10 protein-coding genes and 2 pseudogenes are annotated in these 13,801 nt (G+C 76.4%); 3 read left to right on the top strand and 9 right to left on the bottom strand.

Annotation, left to right across the window (positions count from 1 at the left end; all coding sequences use genetic code 11):
* The 5 genes and pseudogenes from AA75_RS24280 to AA75_RS24260 all read right to left on the bottom strand — a co-directional run.
* Positions 1 to 1,376, bottom strand: a pseudogene (locus AA75_RS24280) (hypothetical protein); the annotation flags it as partial.
* A 92-nt stretch (positions 1,377 to 1,468) separates the two neighbouring features.
* Positions 1,469 to 2,512, bottom strand: a complete 1,044-nt coding sequence (locus AA75_RS24275) for an NAD(P)-dependent oxidoreductase (RefSeq protein WP_033822334.1) — start codon at positions 2,510 to 2,512, stop codon at positions 1,469 to 1,471.
* Positions 2,509 to 4,533 (bottom strand): fatty acid CoA ligase family protein, encoded by a 2,025-nt coding sequence (locus AA75_RS24270; protein WP_082526783.1) that lies wholly within the window; start codon positions 4,531 to 4,533, stop codon positions 2,509 to 2,511. Before AA75_RS24270 ends, AA75_RS24275 begins: the two co-directional genes overlap by 4 nt.
* Complete coding sequence (locus tag AA75_RS24265) at positions 4,530 to 5,468, bottom strand: hypothetical protein (RefSeq protein ID WP_033822333.1); 939 nt, start codon at positions 5,466 to 5,468, stop codon at positions 4,530 to 4,532. Before AA75_RS24265 ends, AA75_RS24270 begins: the two co-directional genes overlap by 4 nt.
* A 3-nt stretch (positions 5,469 to 5,471) precedes the next feature.
* On the bottom strand, positions 5,472 to 6,533 hold the full coding sequence (locus AA75_RS24260; protein WP_033822332.1) for a 3-oxoacyl-ACP synthase III family protein: 1,062 nt from the start codon (positions 6,531 to 6,533) through the stop codon (positions 5,472 to 5,474).
* 410 nt (positions 6,534 to 6,943) lie between these two features.
* Between AA75_RS24260 and AA75_RS24255 the strand changes: the two genes are divergently transcribed.
* Positions 6,944 to 7,555, top strand: a complete 612-nt coding sequence (locus tag AA75_RS24255; protein ID WP_033822331.1) for a response regulator transcription factor — start codon at positions 6,944 to 6,946, stop codon at positions 7,553 to 7,555.
* Here AA75_RS24255 and AA75_RS24250 read toward each other — a convergent pair.
* Both AA75_RS24250 and AA75_RS24245 read right to left on the bottom strand, forming a co-directional pair.
* The gene (locus AA75_RS24250; RefSeq protein WP_063794427.1) at positions 7,539 to 8,462 is read right to left on the bottom strand and encodes a hypothetical protein; all 924 of its coding nucleotides are present in this window, start codon (positions 8,460 to 8,462) and stop codon (positions 7,539 to 7,541) included. The genes AA75_RS24255 and AA75_RS24250 overlap by 17 nt on opposite strands.
* 138 nt (positions 8,463 to 8,600) lie before the next feature.
* Positions 8,601 to 8,795 (bottom strand): LapA family protein, encoded by a 195-nt coding sequence (locus AA75_RS24245; RefSeq protein WP_233289167.1) that lies wholly within the window; start codon positions 8,793 to 8,795, stop codon positions 8,601 to 8,603.
* A gap of 250 nt (positions 8,796 to 9,045) precedes the next feature.
* On the opposite strand from AA75_RS24245, the gene AA75_RS24240 reads away from it, so the two are divergent.
* On the top strand, positions 9,046 to 10,584 hold the full coding sequence (locus tag AA75_RS24240; RefSeq protein ID WP_033822329.1) for an aminotransferase class I/II-fold pyridoxal phosphate-dependent enzyme: 1,539 nt from the start codon (positions 9,046 to 9,048) through the stop codon (positions 10,582 to 10,584).
* A 63-nt stretch (positions 10,585 to 10,647) separates the two neighbouring features.
* Here AA75_RS24240 and AA75_RS24235 read toward each other — a convergent pair whose 3' ends face one another.
* Positions 10,648 to 11,568: a LysR substrate-binding domain-containing protein gene (locus AA75_RS24235; protein ID WP_082526781.1), complete on the bottom strand. Its 921-nt coding sequence runs from the start codon at positions 11,566 to 11,568 to the stop codon at positions 10,648 to 10,650.
* A 229-nt stretch (positions 11,569 to 11,797) separates the two neighbouring features.
* Positions 11,798 to 12,655 (bottom strand): MBL fold metallo-hydrolase, encoded by an 858-nt coding sequence (locus AA75_RS24230; RefSeq protein WP_033822328.1) that lies wholly within the window; start codon positions 12,653 to 12,655, stop codon positions 11,798 to 11,800.
* Positions 12,656 to 12,870: 215 nt separating this feature from the next.
* On the opposite strand from AA75_RS24230, the pseudogene AA75_RS24225 reads away from it, so the two are divergent.
* Positions 12,871 to 13,801, top strand: a pseudogene (locus AA75_RS24225) (FUSC family protein); the annotation flags it as partial.

Raw genomic sequence — 13,801 nt, 5'->3', positions numbered from 1 at the left:
GCACCGGGCCCGCCCGCGGGGGCGGCCGGCCCGTCCGCCGGCGCGGCGGTTCCCACGCCGGCCGCCATCGGTCCGCCGTCCGTGGGCCTGCGGCTGCTCCCGTCGGCAGCCCCGCCGGCGGTCCCGGTCCCCGCGAGGGCCGCCACCAGCCGGTCCATCAGCCCTTCGGCCTGTTCGGCCAGCTGCGGGCCGCCCTGGAAACCGACGGTCAGCTCGGTGCGGTCGGGCAGTTCGACCGCCACGCACGACACCGGCACCAGCGGCGCGTGCACCGGCAGCGCGTACACCGTGCGGGCGGTGAAGCCGCCGCCCGACCAGTCGGCCGGGTCGATCCGGCCCAGGTGCGAGACGACCGCCGACGCCAGGTGCCGGTCCCGGCGCCGGGCGACGCCCTGGCCCGTACGCAGCAGCGCAGCGACGACCGGCAGCGGCAGCCGGGCGAGCGCCGATTCGAACCCGTCGGCGAGCTCCCGGTGCCCGGCCAGGGCCCGCAGCAGCTGAGACTGGGCGCCCTGCCACGGCTCGCCCGCGCCGAGGTCGAGGAAGAGCGGCAGCGTCAGATTGCCGGTGGCGGGCGGGCCGTCGTGGTGGCGCCGCAGGTCGGCGGGCACCATCACCCGGGCGTGCGGCGCACCGGTTGCGTCCGCCACCGCCTGCGCCAGCCTGGCGGTGAGCGCGGTGTACCGGCCCGGCAGGGTACGGCGGCGCCAGAGCGTCCGGGCCGCTCCACCGCGCCCGCCACCCGTGTCCTGCACGGCGGTACCCACGGCGGTACCGGCGGGTGGCGCCAGCGGCGAGGGCCGGTCGAGCATGAGCACGGGACGGCGGCCGGTGGCCCCGGTCCGCGCCAGCAACGCGGCGTCGGTGAGCGGGGAGCGGGCCGGCCGAGGGGCCTCGCCGCGCAGCGCCCGGAACACCTCTGCCGCCCAGAGCCGGGCGCCGTGTCCGTCCATCACGCCGTGGAAGGCACGCAGCACGAGGGTGCTGGCGCCCGCCGCGCCGGGCAGCAGCAGGACTTCGCACCCGGGGCCGCGGACCAGGTCCATCGGTTCCTCCAGCAGCGACGTGCCCTGCCGCAGCTCGGGGTCGGGCACGCCGCCCGGCGGTGCGATCCGCAGCTGCGGCGGCCGTCCGGAGTCGATCCACTCGCGGCCGCGGCGCACCAGCCGGGAGCCCGGGCAGGCCTCGGCGGCGGCCGCCACGGCGGCGGCGAGCCGGGCGGGGTCGAGGGTGCCGGTGCCCTCGACCACGAGGTGGAGTGCCATCGCGCTGCCGAGACGGTGGGCGCCGAGGTACAGCCACTCGGTGGGGGAGACCGGCCGGCGGAAGGCCGGCCCGGCCGCCCGGTCGGCGGCCGTGGTGTCGTGCAGAGTCATCGCGGTGCTTTCTGGACGTGTCGCCCGGCGGAGGGCTCGGAATGTCGGCGGTGCGGGCGGCCCGGGCGGCCCGGGCGGTTGGGGGCGGCCGGTCAGCGGACGGCGCGGACGAACTCCTCGGCCCCGCCGATCGATTCGACCCACTCCTGCAGCCGTCGCAGGCCGGTCTCCTGGTCGGTCACCGCCCGGTACCCGAGGTCCCGTTCGGCGGCCGCCGTGGAGTAGGTGGTCGACCGGGTGAGCAGGGCGACCGAGTAGCGGCTCACCGGCGGCTCCCGGCGGGCGGCCAACGCCGTTACCCGCCACAGCAGTTCGACCGAGGCCACCAGGGCGTCGCGGAGCGGCGGGGGGATCCGCCGGGTCGGCGGGGTGCCGCCGAACAGCGCGGCCAGCCGGGTGAGGAAGGCCCACAGGTCGGTCTGCTCCCGGTCGGCGACGAAGTACGCCCGGCCGCCGACGCGTTCCGCCGGGGCCCCGGCGGCGAGCAGCGCGGCCAGCACTGCGTTGTCGCTGTGGCACAGCGAGACCAGGACCCGGCGGCCGCCGGACAGGTCGGGCAGCCGTCCGGCCAGCATCCCGGCGAGCAGCTTCGGCAGGAATCCGGCGCGGTCCCGCGGACCCCAGATGCCGCGCGGGCGCAGCGCCACGGTGGTGAAGCCTGGCCGGTCGGCGGCGAGGACCAGCCGCTCGGCGGCGGCCTTGGTCTCCGAGTACAGGTTGAGCCAGCGCTCCGGGTAGGCGGTGCTCTCGTCGATGCCGAGGCGGTCGCCGTCGTCCGGTCCCATCAGCGCGCTGGGGCTGCTGATGAAGACGAACCGGCGGGCGCCCGCCTCCCGGGCGGCGCTCAGCAGCCGCTCGGTGCCGGTGACGTTCTCCGCCGTGAACTGCGCCCGGGTGCCGAAGTCGGCGACCCGGGCCGCGCTGTGGTGCACCACCTCCACGCCCTCGACGGCGCGGCGCAGGGACTGCGGGTCCCCGAGGTCGCCGTGGGCCAGCTCCAGGCCGGGGACGGTCCGCAGCCTGCTCAGGTCGCTGGTGGGCCGCACCAGTGCGCGGACCTCGTGCCCGGCGCGCAGCGCGCCGTCCACCAGGTGCCCGCCGAGGAAGCCGGACGCGCCGGTCACCAGGACCTTCACCGGACCTCCAGCGCGTCGGCCGGCGCCAGGGGTGCCACCGGGCGGGCGGCGGCGGGCAGCCGCCGCCACCAGGTGGCGCCGTACAGCATGGTGAGCGCGGTGGTCGCGGCCGGGCCGTGCCCGGCCGCCCGCCCGCGGGGGAGCGCCGCGGGGATCTGCGCGGCGTGCACCACGACGCTCAGGAAGGCGTCGATCCACCACAGCGCGGCCAGGACGGGCTGGTCGACTGGGTGCAGCAGCCCGGCCGCCAGGTAGGCCCAGCCGGCCAGCGGTACCGCGCGCAGCGCCCGGCCGCGCCACCGGCCGGAGCCGTCCAGGCGTCCGGCGGCCCAGCGGGCGAGCTGCTCCCGTCCGATCTTGGCGTTGTGCCGGACATCGACCGGGAACCCGGGGTGCCGAAGGAAGAGGTCCAGCCCCGCGGTCTGCGGCCTGGCCGCCCCGAGATCCCGCAACTCCGCCGTCAGTTGCAGCCATTGGCGGTCGGTCAGCCCGGGGTCGGTCTCCACGCACACCACCGGGCGCTGGGCGCCGGCGGCCCCGACGCCGACCAGTGCCGTGCGCCGGACCAGCGGGTGGGCGTTGAACACGCCCTCGCAGGCCACGGTGTACAGGTCGCCGTCGGCGGTGCGCACCCGCTGGGTACGGCGCCCGGCGAACCACAGCCGGCCCTCGGCGTCGAGCCGGCCGAGGTCGCCGGTGCGGTGCCAGCGGGTGCCGTCGGCCTCCTCGTGGATCTTGTGCGCGGCGTCGGCCGCGGGTGCGGCGTGGTAGCGGGCGCTGACCTGACCGCCGCTCACCACGATCTCGCCGACGGTGCCCTCCGGCACCTCCAGACCGTCGTACCAGGACGGCTGCGGGCCGTCCGAGATCTCGACGATCCGGACCCGGGTGCCCGGGCCCGGGCGGCCGACGCAGGTGCCGGCGCCGAGCGGGCCCATGGCGGCGGTCCGGGCCAGGATCTCCGCGGACTCGATCGAGGTGATCGGCAGCGCCTCGGTGGCGCCGTAGCTGACGTGGATCGCGGCCCCGGGGTCCAGGACGCGCCGGAGCGTGCCCACCACCTCGGCGGGGACGGGCGCGCCGCCGGACACCACGCAGCGCAGGTCCGGCAGTTCGGTGCTGTGCGCGGCCAGGTGGTCGGCGAGGCGGCGCAGCAGTGCGGGGGAGGCGAACATGGTCGAGACGCGGTACCGGAGCATCGCCGCCACCAGCGGCCCGGGGTCGGCCCGGCCGACCTTCGAGGGGGCGAGCGGCGCCAGCACCAGCGTGGAGCCGAACAGCAGGTCGAACACGCCGTAGAGCGGCAGGGTGACCAGTGACACCTCGCCGCGGTCGCGGTCGTGTGCGGCCCGGACGGCGGCCGCCATCGCGGCCGCCATCCGGTGGGTGTACTCCACGCCCTTGGCGGGACCGGTGGAGCCCGTGGTGAACCCGATCATCATCAGGTCCTCGCCGCCGACCTCGGCCCGCTCCGCCGGCGGGCCGCCGGGGCCGCCGGTGCGCAGCGCCGCGAGGGTGTGCCCGCCCCAGCCCCAGCGGCGGCCGAGGGTCACCTTCACCCGGACCCCGGAGAACGCGCGCCGGCCCAGCACCCGGACCGCGTGGGCGAGCGGCGGTCCGACGAACGCCTCGGCGCCGACCGCGCGGTAGCAGTGCAGCATCCGCCGCACCCCCATGCCCGGATCGACCACGACCGGTACCGCGCCGCGCCGCAGCAGGGCGAACAGCAGCACGAAGAGGTCCGGTCCGGGGGCGGCCATCAGCACGGTCCGGGTGCCGTGGCCGATCCCGATCCCGGCGAACGCATCGGCCAGCGCGTCGACCTGTTCCTGCAGTTGCCCGTAGGTCAGTTCGCGGTAGCGGACGGATCCGTCGGCGTTCCGGCCGTCCGGGTGGACGATCGCGGTCTTGCCGGGGAACGTGCGGGCGTTGTGCGCCAGTTGCTCGGCGAGACCGTGGGCGCCGGTGAGCAACTGCGGCCCCGGCGTGGCCGCGGTGGCGTTCGGGTGCACGGTGGTCATCGGGTCCACCGTTCCTGGGGGCGGTAGGAGACGCAGGCCGCGCTCGGGCCGGCGCCGACGGCGACGAACAGCAGCTGGTCCACGTCCTCGGGCAGGCCCCCGGTGATGGCCCGCAGGTAGCCGAGGATGGGTGCGGCGGTGTGCGGGAGCCCGGCCCCGGCGCCCGGCGGGTCGGGGGTGAGCACCCGGTCCTCGGGCAGGCCGAGCCGTCCGGCCAGCCGCAGTCCGAAGTCGCTGGTCGGCCGGGACCCGATCACCAGGGTGCGCCGCAGGTCGAGCCCCTCGTCGCGGACGTAACCGAGGGCGGTGTCGGCGGCCAGGTCGAGCAGTTGGGTGGCGAAGCCGGGGTCGCGCCGGACGGTGATCCGGTTGCGGCCGTCGGCGCGCATCCCGGCGGTCGGCAGGTATCCGGCGGTCGCCGAGGGGTCGTCGGACCCGCCCGTGCGGACCGGGCCGAAGCCGTCGGCGGTGGCCGACCGCTCCAGCAGCAGGGCCGCACCGAGGTCGGCGTACGGGTAGTCGTCGTCGGGGTGTTCGGCGTCCGGTGCGCCGCGCCCGCCGGGGTGGACGTCGGCGGCGGTCACCAGGACCCGCTCGGCACCCCCGGCGACCAGCATGGACTCGGCGACCTGGACGGCGTTGAGCACCCCGCAGGCGCCGTTCATCAGGTCGAAGGAGAAGGCGGCGCCCGGCACCGGGTGGGCCAGGTAGTCGAGGTTGATCCCGGCCTCCTTCTGAACCAGGGCGCCGACGGCGGGTTCGAAGGTGTTGTGCTCGCGGTACACGCCGACGTTGATCAGGACGCCGACGGCGTCCGGCGACAGCCGGGCCTCGGCCAGGCAGGCCAGGGAGGCCTCGCCGGCGAGCTGGACGGCGCGGGCGGCCGAGGCGCGCGGCGGTGCGACGACCGCGGCGGCGGTGATGACGATGGCCATCGTTCAGACCCCCAGATGGGTGATGGTCGCGGACAGGGCGCCGGTGACCAGCCCGGAGGCGGCCGGTACCAGCAGGTAGCGGGCGCCGCGGCGGGCGGTGCCGGCCTTCAGGTGCCGCTGCAGTGCCAGGAAGTGGGAGGTCGTCGCGGTGTTGCCGAACTCCTCGACCACCGAGAGGGAGTGCGGCATCGGGGTGCCGAACTCGGCCTCGCCGGTGCGGTTGGCGTACTCCACGAACCGGGTGCCGACCTGGTGCTGGACGATGTAGTCGAACTCCTCGTCCGCGAACGTCCGTCCCAGCTTGGCGAGTTGGTCCCGGTGGAAGGCCGGCCACATGCGCAGCCGGTCCTGCTTGTGCATCTGCCGGTTGTCCGTGTAAAGCGCGATGCCCTCGGTCCGGTCGCTGGGCATGCCGAGGCACAGGTGCGCGTACTCGGCGCAGGTCATCAGGTCGATGTAGTGGATCCGGTCCGCGTCGTCGACGGCCCGGTCCAGCACCACGGCCGCCGCCGAGTCGCCGACCGACAGCGAGGCGAACTGCGGGTCGTAGGAGTCGGCGATCTCCCGGGCGGCCGTCTCGGCCACCCTGGTGGCCTGCTCGCCGCTGACCACCAGGCCGGTGCGGACGGCGCCGGAGCGGATCATCCGGTCGAGCAGGTGGACGCCGGTCATCATCCCGGCGCAGGCGTTGGAGACGTCGAAGTGGACCGCGCGGCGCGCCCCGAGCTCCTTGGCGAGCATCCCGGCGAAGGAGGGTTCGAAGTAGAAGTCGTCGCCGTCCTTGAACCGGGTGATCGAGGCGGAGACCACCACGTCCAGGTCGGCGGGGTCGTAGCGGGAGTGGCCGAGCGCGTCGCGGGCGGCCTTCAGGGCCAGCCCGAACGAGTCCTCGCCGGCCTCGGGCCGCGGGTCGTAGACCCGGCGCTCGGCGACGCCGGTGATCCGTTCCAGGTCCACGTCCGGCATCGCGGTCACGGAGGCGAGCAGCTCCCCGGTGGACCGCACCGTGGGTGGCATGTACGCGCCAAGGGCCTCGAAGCGACTGCCCCGTGCGTCGGAGGTCATCTTTCCTCTTTCATCTGCTCGACGGTCGGCGGAACCCCGCTCGGACCGGACCCGTCGGCGGCGCCGGGCAGGCGTCCGCAGCCCGGGCGGGCCCCGGGGTCGGGTCGATGGCGACGCCGACGGCGGACGGGCCCTGCGGCCGGTCATCTGGTCACAACGGAACGTTACCTGACGGTATGTTGCCGACGGGTAACCAGAAGTGATTCAGTGATGACTGTCACTCAGATATGACAAGCGCACATGCCAGCACGCATGCCAGCGCGCACGCCGGTGAGGCGCGGGCGGGCAGGGGAGGGCCGGACGCTCCGGGTGCCGCGGCCGGGCGCCGGGTGAAGACTGGGAGGTGCGAGGGCGGCCGGCCCCCGCGGCGGCCCGGCACGGCGCGGTCCGCCCGTCCCGAGGTCCCACACATGAGTGCTGAACCGATCCGGGTCGCCGTCGTCGGCGACTGCCCGCTCTACCGGTGCGGCCTGACCGGGGTGATCGACTCCGCCGCGGACCTGGAACTCGCCGTCGACGCACGCGGCGCCGAGGAGGCCGAGGACCGGCTGATGCCCGGCGACGTGGTGCTGCTGGACCTCCAGCTACGGCCCTCCTACCTGGCGGCCGTCGTCCACCGGCTCGCCGAACGCGGCGCGGCCGTCCTGGTGCTCTGCTCCGACGAACAGGGCGCCATCGGGCCGTCGATGCAGGCCGGCGCCCGCGGCTGCCTCAGCCGGCAGGCCGGCGAACCCGAACTCCTCGCCGCCGTAAGGCTGGTGGCCAACGGCTGCGAGTACGTGTCGGCCGTGCTCGCGGTCCGCCCGTGGTCACAGGCCGTGTGCCGGGTGACGGAACGTGAACGGCAGATCCTCGAACTGCTCGCCAACGGCGAGACCGACCACGGCATCGCCGAACGCCTCGGCATCAGCGAACACACCGTGCACTCGCACCTCGACCGGCTCCGCGACAAGATCGGCTCCCGGCGCCGGGCCGACCTCACCCGGTTCGCCATCGCCAACGACATCATCCCGGGCCGCTGACCGTGCCCCGCCCCGGATCGGCCGCCGCCCAGTAGCCCGGATCCGACGCCGTCCTGGCCCGCAGGTCCGCCCGCACCCGGGTGGCCAGCCGGCCGGTGTCCCGCCGGTTCAGCATCGCCCCGATCCCCGCACCCACCAGCATCGGGATCATCGACGGCAGCTTGCGCAGCGTACTGCGGGTGAGCCGCTTGCGGACCTTCTGCCGCACCTCCGCACCGACCGCCAGGCCCGCCAGCGCCACCGCCCCCGACGGGTGCGACAGGGCGGAGGAGTCGATCCCGCGCCGGTCGGCCCAGGCGGTCACATAGGCGACCGTCCGCTGCGACGCCGTCCCGGTGGCCGGTACCCCGTACACCTGGTGCAGCTCGGCGATCAGCTTGATCTCGACCGCCGCCACCACCAGCGTCTCCGCCGCGATCTCCACCGGCATCGCGGGCGGCACCGGCAGCATCGCGGCCGCCCCGATGCTCGCCCCCACCGCACCCGAGGCCCGCAGCGCACCGGTCACCAGCAGGTCGGCCAGCGCCTCCGGCCCGTCCGCCCCCGGGTGCTGCGCCCGAATCGTCGCCAGATCGCGGATCGGGATCCGCGGTGCCTGCACCAGCAGCCGGTCCGCCAGCGCCCGGCTGCCGTACCCCGCGCCCTTGGCGGCGGACGTCCCGCCGCGCCCGAGCGCCCGCGCCGTGCTCGCCACCAGGTCGGCGGTGCGCCGTACACCGCGCTTGCGGGCGGTGGCCGACTCCTCCTCCAGCTCCGTGGAGAGGGCGGCGAGTTCGCCCGCCGCGGCCTGCGGGGCCAGGGCATCCGCGGGCGGCGGGCCGGAAGCGCCGGCCGGGGAGGGATCGGTCGGGGAGGGATCGGACGGGTCAGGATCGGGCGGCCCGGAGCGCCTGCGGAGAAGTCCCATGCCTGTGCCTCTACCCGGACGCGACGGCGGCACGCGGCCGCCGGCCGACCGGCGGTGGACGGGTCTGCGGTGGACGGGTCAGCGGTGGACGGGTCAGAGGCGCGGGGCAGGGCGGTTCGCCCGCCCGGCTGCCGCGGCTCAGCGTCTCGCCCGCCGGCGGGCCAGGAACCAGCCGATCACCAGCCCGGTCAGCAGGGTGACGGTCAGCACCACCCAGAGCGGGAGGGTGACGGTCGGCACCCACAGCCGGATCGACACCGAGTCGGTGTTGACCGCGATGAACCAGACGGCGAGCACCGTGAGAACGCCGATACCGATCGTGCGGAGCCGCATTTCCCGCCCCTTGACCGACAGCGTCGACGGGGGGTGCGACTCAGAGGTTTTCCGCGCCATGCTCCCAGTATGGGCCGATCCGTCCCATCGGTCCCGGCCACCGGCTCGGCCACCGTCCCGGGCCCGCGATCCGGCGGACACCGCCGCCGCCCCGGGCCCGAGCCATCATCCCGAGCTATAGAGAAAAGCTGGACCTCCCCAGAGAACTCCCTGGTTCCGCCGCACCCCGGCGGCTGCCAGCCTCGACCGCGTGACACACTCCGGCACCATCAGCCCCTCCCAGCACACCGCCCCCTACGCGGACGCCCTGCTCGCCACCACCGGCGCCGACTGGCAGCGCCTCAACGTCCCCGGCCACGGCGCCGACGCCACCCGCGCCTCCGGCCTCGCCGCCCTGCTCGGCGAGGCGCCGCTGCGCCTCGACGTGCCGCCACTGGTGGACGGCATCGATCTGGGCCCCGACAGCCCGCTGGACCGGGCCCGCACCCTCGCCGCCGAGGCCTGGGGAGCACGCCGCAGCTGGTTCCTCACCAACGGCGCCTCGCAGGGCAACCGGATCGCCGTCCTGGCGGCCCGCTCGCTCGGCGACACCCTGGTGGTGCAGCGCAGCGTCCACTCCAGCGTGGTCGACGGGCTGGTGCTCTCCGGGCTGCGGGCCGCCTTCGTCCACCCCTCGGTCGACCCCGGGCTGGGCATCGCGCACGGCGTCACCGCCGCCGGCCTCGCCGAGGCGCTGGCCGCCCACCCGGACGCCGCCGCCGCGTACGTGGTGACCCCCAGCTACTTCGGCGCGGTCGCCGACGTCGAGGCGCTGGCCGCGACCGCGCACCGGGCCGGCGTCCCGCTGATCGTCGACGAGGCCTGGGGCTCACACTTCGGCTTCCACCCGGCGCTGCCCGCCGGTGCCCTGGCGCACGGCGCCGACCTGGTCGTCTCCAGCACCCACAAGCTGGGCGGCAGCCTGACCCAGTCAGCGATGCTGCACCTCGGCGAGGGGCCGTTCGCCGACCGGCTCGAGCCGCAGCTGGAACGGATCTTCCACCTCACCCAGTCCACCAGCGCGAGCGCCCTGCTGCTGGCCTCGCTCGACCTCGCCCGGCGGGCCCTGGCGACCGGCGGGCCGGCCATCGGCGAGTCCGTCGAGGCGGCCGACCGGATCCGGGCCGGCGTCCGGGCGGCCGGCCGGTTCGCCGTGGTGAGCGACGGGTTCGGCGCGTTCCCCGACATCGTGGCCGCCGACCCGCTGCGGGTGCCGATCGACACCCGCAGGGGCGGGATATCCGGCCACCACGCCCGCAGCCTCCTGCTGACCGAGCACCGGATCATGGTCGAGGTCGCCACCGACTCGGCGATCGTCGCGGTCCTGGGAGCCGGCTCCGCCCCCGACCCGAGCCGCTTCCTGGCCGCCCTGCACGCGCTGCCGGGGCCGCCGCTCGTACCTGCGGAGCCCCTGGCCGGTCCCGCGGGCGCGGACACCTTCGGCGGTCCCGCGGCGCCCGGGATCCGGCTGCCCGCGCCCGGGCCGGTCAGGCTGACGGCCAGGGACGCGTTCCTCGCGCCGAGCGTCACGGTGGCCGCCCAGCGGTCGGTCGGCCGGGTCAGCGCCGACACCCTGGCCGCGTACCCGCCGGGCATCCCGAACGTGCTGCCCGGCGAGGTGATCACCCGCGAACTGGTCGAGTTCCTCCAGTACACCGCCGCCACCCCCGGCGGCCACGTCCGCGGCGCCGCCGACCCCGGCGTCACCACACTGCGGGTCGTCGCCGAGGACCCCGGTCGGCACCACTGACCACCGCGGGGCCGTACCGGAGGGCGGGCCTCGGCCCGGCGCTCCGGGCTCGGCGCTCCGGGCTCAGCGGTCCGCCACGGCCCCGGCGTCCAGTACGGCAGCCTGCGCCTGAAGGGCGGCGAGCAGCGTCCGGGCGGCCTCCAGCACCCCGGACCGCGGTATCGCGACACCGATCTGGCGGGTGAGCGCGAGACCGTCCAACTCGCGCACCACGATGTCCTCCCGCGGCCGCCCGAGCCCGAGCCTCGGGACCAGGGCCACCCCGAGACCGGCCGCGACGAAACCCTGCATCACCCCGTAGTCGTCGGTGCGCAGCGCGTGCAGCGGCTCGAAACCCTCGCGGGCGCAGGCACGGCTGAGCAGCCGGTCGCACGGGTCGGCGTCGGTGGTACCGACGATCCAGCCCTCGTCGCGCAGGGCGGTCAGCGGTACGCGGTCGGCTGCGGCCTGCGGATGGCCGGCCGGGAGGATCAGCAACAGCGGATCGTCCAGCAGCCGGTGGACGGCGAAGTCCTCGTCCAGGCCGAGCCGGTCGCCGGGCTGGGAGAACACCAGCGACAGGTGGAGTTCGCGGTCACGGAGCGCGGAGAGCAGTGCGGGGAGCTCGCCCTCGGTGAGCGAGATCCGCACGCCGTGGCCGTGGACCTGCCGTACGGCGGGCGGCAGCAGCAGCGCACCGGCGGTCGGGAAGGTGCCGACCCGCAGGGTGACCGAACCCAGTTCGACGAGACCGCGCAGCTCCTGTTCGGCCTGCCCCACCCGGGCGAGGACGGCCTCGGCGTGCGGCAGCAGCGCCTCGCCGGCCTCGGTCAGGGTGGCGCCGCGGGGCCCGCGGTCGACCAGGCGGGTGCGGAAGTGCGCCTCGAGGGTGGTGAGATGGTGCGTCACGGTGGGCTGGCTGTGCCGCAGCGACCTGGCGGCCGCGGCGAGCGACCCCTCCCGGGCGATGGCCCGCAGGACGTGGAAGTGGCGCAGTTCGAGCACGGCGGGCCTTGCTGTGGGCGGCTGACGACGGAGGACCGCCCGGGCGCCCCGCCGTCGCCCGGGCCGTGCCCGGCCCGGGACGGGGACGACGGCCGCGCCGGGCGGGCAGGATTCCGGCAGCATAGGACAGCACACTGCCCGCCGGGCCCGCGGACACGCCGCCACCGGCGGCCCCCACCGCCACCCCGCCCCCGTACCAGCGCGGCCCGGGACGCCGGCGGGGCCGACCTCAGCGCGGCCGCCCCGCGTCGGCCGTCGTGTCGTGGGCGCCGCGCAGGCGGTCGAAGTCGTACGGGTCGTGCGCCGCGAACAGGTCGATCTCCGTGCCGTGGCCGCGCGCGAGTTCGCGCAGCCGGTCCCGGTTGGCGAGCCGGGCCCGGTGGTCGGTCGCCACCAGGCGCTGGAAGGCGGCCAGGCCCGGTGGGCAACCGGGGGCGGTGGGGGAGACCTCGCGGTGCGAGAAGTAGGCGTCGCCGCAGTGCAGCAGCCAGCCCCCGCCGGGGCGGCGGACCGCCACGCCGCAGTGCCCACGGCTGTGCCCGGGCAGCGGGACCAGCACCACCTCGGGGACCGCCCCCGCAAGCGGCCGGGCCGCGGCGAAGCCGTACCAGGCCTCCCCGTCCGCCCGGTGCTCCACCCAGCGCGGGCCGTGCGCCCACTGGGCGGGGCGGTACCGGTCCCGCTCGCCGCGGGTGGCCCTGGCCCGGGCCGCCCGCAGTTCCTCGGCCAGCACATGGACCTCGGCCTGCGGGAAGTCGCCCAGCCCGCCCGCGTGGTCGAGGTCGAGGTGGGTGACCACGATGTGCCGGACGTCCTGCGGGTCGTACCCGAGGGCGCGTACCTGGTGCACGGCGGTCCGGGCGGGCGACAGACGCGGCCGCATCGCCGCCCGGAAGGCGAGGCCCAGCCGGGCCGGGTCCGCGACGTCGCCGGTGCCGAAACCGGTGTCGACCAGCACCAGCCCGTCCCCGGTCTCGACCAGCAGGCAGTGGCCGACGACCCGGGCGGTCAGTGCGCCGCCGCTGCCGAGCAGCGCCCGGCCGCCCGCCGGACACATCCCGGCGCAGTCGAGGTGATGGATGGTCATGCCGCCTCCGTCAGGTCCTGGGACGCCTACCGGCGAGTAGGGGCCCACTGTCCCGGCTGACCACCCGTCCCGTCCAGTGCCCGGCCGCACCGCGCAGCCCTCGTCGGACGCCGTCCCGGCGCCGGTCCGGCCCGCCCCGCGCCCGAACGGGCGAACTCGCCGCCGTAGGCCTGCCCCTCACGGACGCCGGCCCGCCGCTCCCCGACCCTGGGCAGATGAACACCGCCCCCGACCGCGACGCGCCGCCCGGCCGGACACCCGTACGCCGCCGCCTACGGGCCGCCGCCGCAGAGCTGCGCCACGGCACCGCACCGCTGCCGGCCGCGGCCCGCCGGGCCGTACGGGTGACCGCCGCCGCCTGCGCCGGGTTCTACGGGTGCCTGTACGGGCTGGACCTGCCGGTGGCGGCCACGTACGCGCTGTTCGCCGCGGTCGCACTGGCCGGCCTGTCCCGGATCCCGGGCACCGGCCGGCAACGTGCCGCGGTCATCTGGCGGATCCTGCCCGCCAGTTGGCTGCTGATCAGCCTCGGCACCCTGCTCGCGGTCCGCACCTGGGCCGCGGTCCTCGGCATGCTGGTGATCGGCTTCGTCCTGGCGTTCGCGGCGGCCGCCGGCCCCCGCCCGGCCGGAGCCGCCCCCGGCCTCCAACTGCTCTACATCCTCCCGTGCTTCCCGCCGTACGAGCCGCACACCCTCGGCGACCGCCTCGGCGGCGCCACCCTCGGCCTGCTGCTGCTCATCGCCGCCGAGGCCCTGCTGCTGCCCGACCCGACCGGCCCCGGCTACCCCGCCCTGATCGCCGACGCCGCCGACCTGGCCCGACGCTGCACCGGCGAACTCACCGCCGCACCCTGCACCCTCTCCGCCGACACCCGCGAGGCCGCCGCCTCGGCCGGCCAGGCCCTGCGCCCGTCCCGCACCCCGGAGGCCGAACGCCCCGCCTCGCCGGGCGTCCGGGCCCGTGCCCTCGCCGACGCCGGGTGCGCGGCCCGCGTCCTGCTGGCCCGCCTCCTCGAAATGCCCCCGCTGACCCCGCCCGGCGACCCGGGCCGCCCCGACGCCACCGCCGATGCCGACGCCGATAGCGATACCGGTAGCGGCGCCGGAGCCGGCACCACCGCCGACGCCGGTGCCGAGCTGCTCG

The organism is Kitasatospora sp. MBT63 (assembly GCF_000710465.2).
In the GTDB taxonomy this organism is placed as follows: Bacteria; Actinomycetota; Actinomycetes; order Streptomycetales; family Streptomycetaceae; genus Kitasatospora.
Note: the sequence above shows the minus strand (reverse complement) of the source record. Positions and strands in the feature narration are given on the sequence as shown.

Excerpts from the sequence above, each read along its gene's own strand:
- AA75_RS24230 (WP_033822328.1), bottom strand. The coding sequence starts at position 12,655 with ATGACCATCCATCACCTCGACTGCGCCGGGATGTGTCCGGCGGGCGGC.
- AA75_RS24260 (WP_033822332.1), bottom strand. The coding sequence starts at position 6,533 with ATGACCTCCGACGCACGGGGCAGTCGCTTCGAGGCCCTTGGCGCGTAC.
- AA75_RS24255 (WP_033822331.1), top strand. The coding sequence starts at position 6,944 with ATGAGTGCTGAACCGATCCGGGTCGCCGTCGTCGGCGACTGCCCGCTC.
- AA75_RS24270 (WP_082526783.1), bottom strand. The coding sequence starts at position 4,533 with ATGACCACCGTGCACCCGAACGCCACCGCGGCCACGCCGGGGCCGCAG.
- AA75_RS24250 (WP_063794427.1), bottom strand. The coding sequence starts at position 8,462 with ATGGGACTTCTCCGCAGGCGCTCCGGGCCGCCCGATCCTGACCCGTCC.
- AA75_RS24245 (WP_233289167.1), bottom strand. The coding sequence starts at position 8,795 with ATGCGGCTCCGCACGATCGGTATCGGCGTTCTCACGGTGCTCGCCGTC.
- AA75_RS24265 (WP_033822333.1), bottom strand. The coding sequence starts at position 5,468 with ATGGCCATCGTCATCACCGCCGCCGCGGTCGTCGCACCGCCGCGCGCC.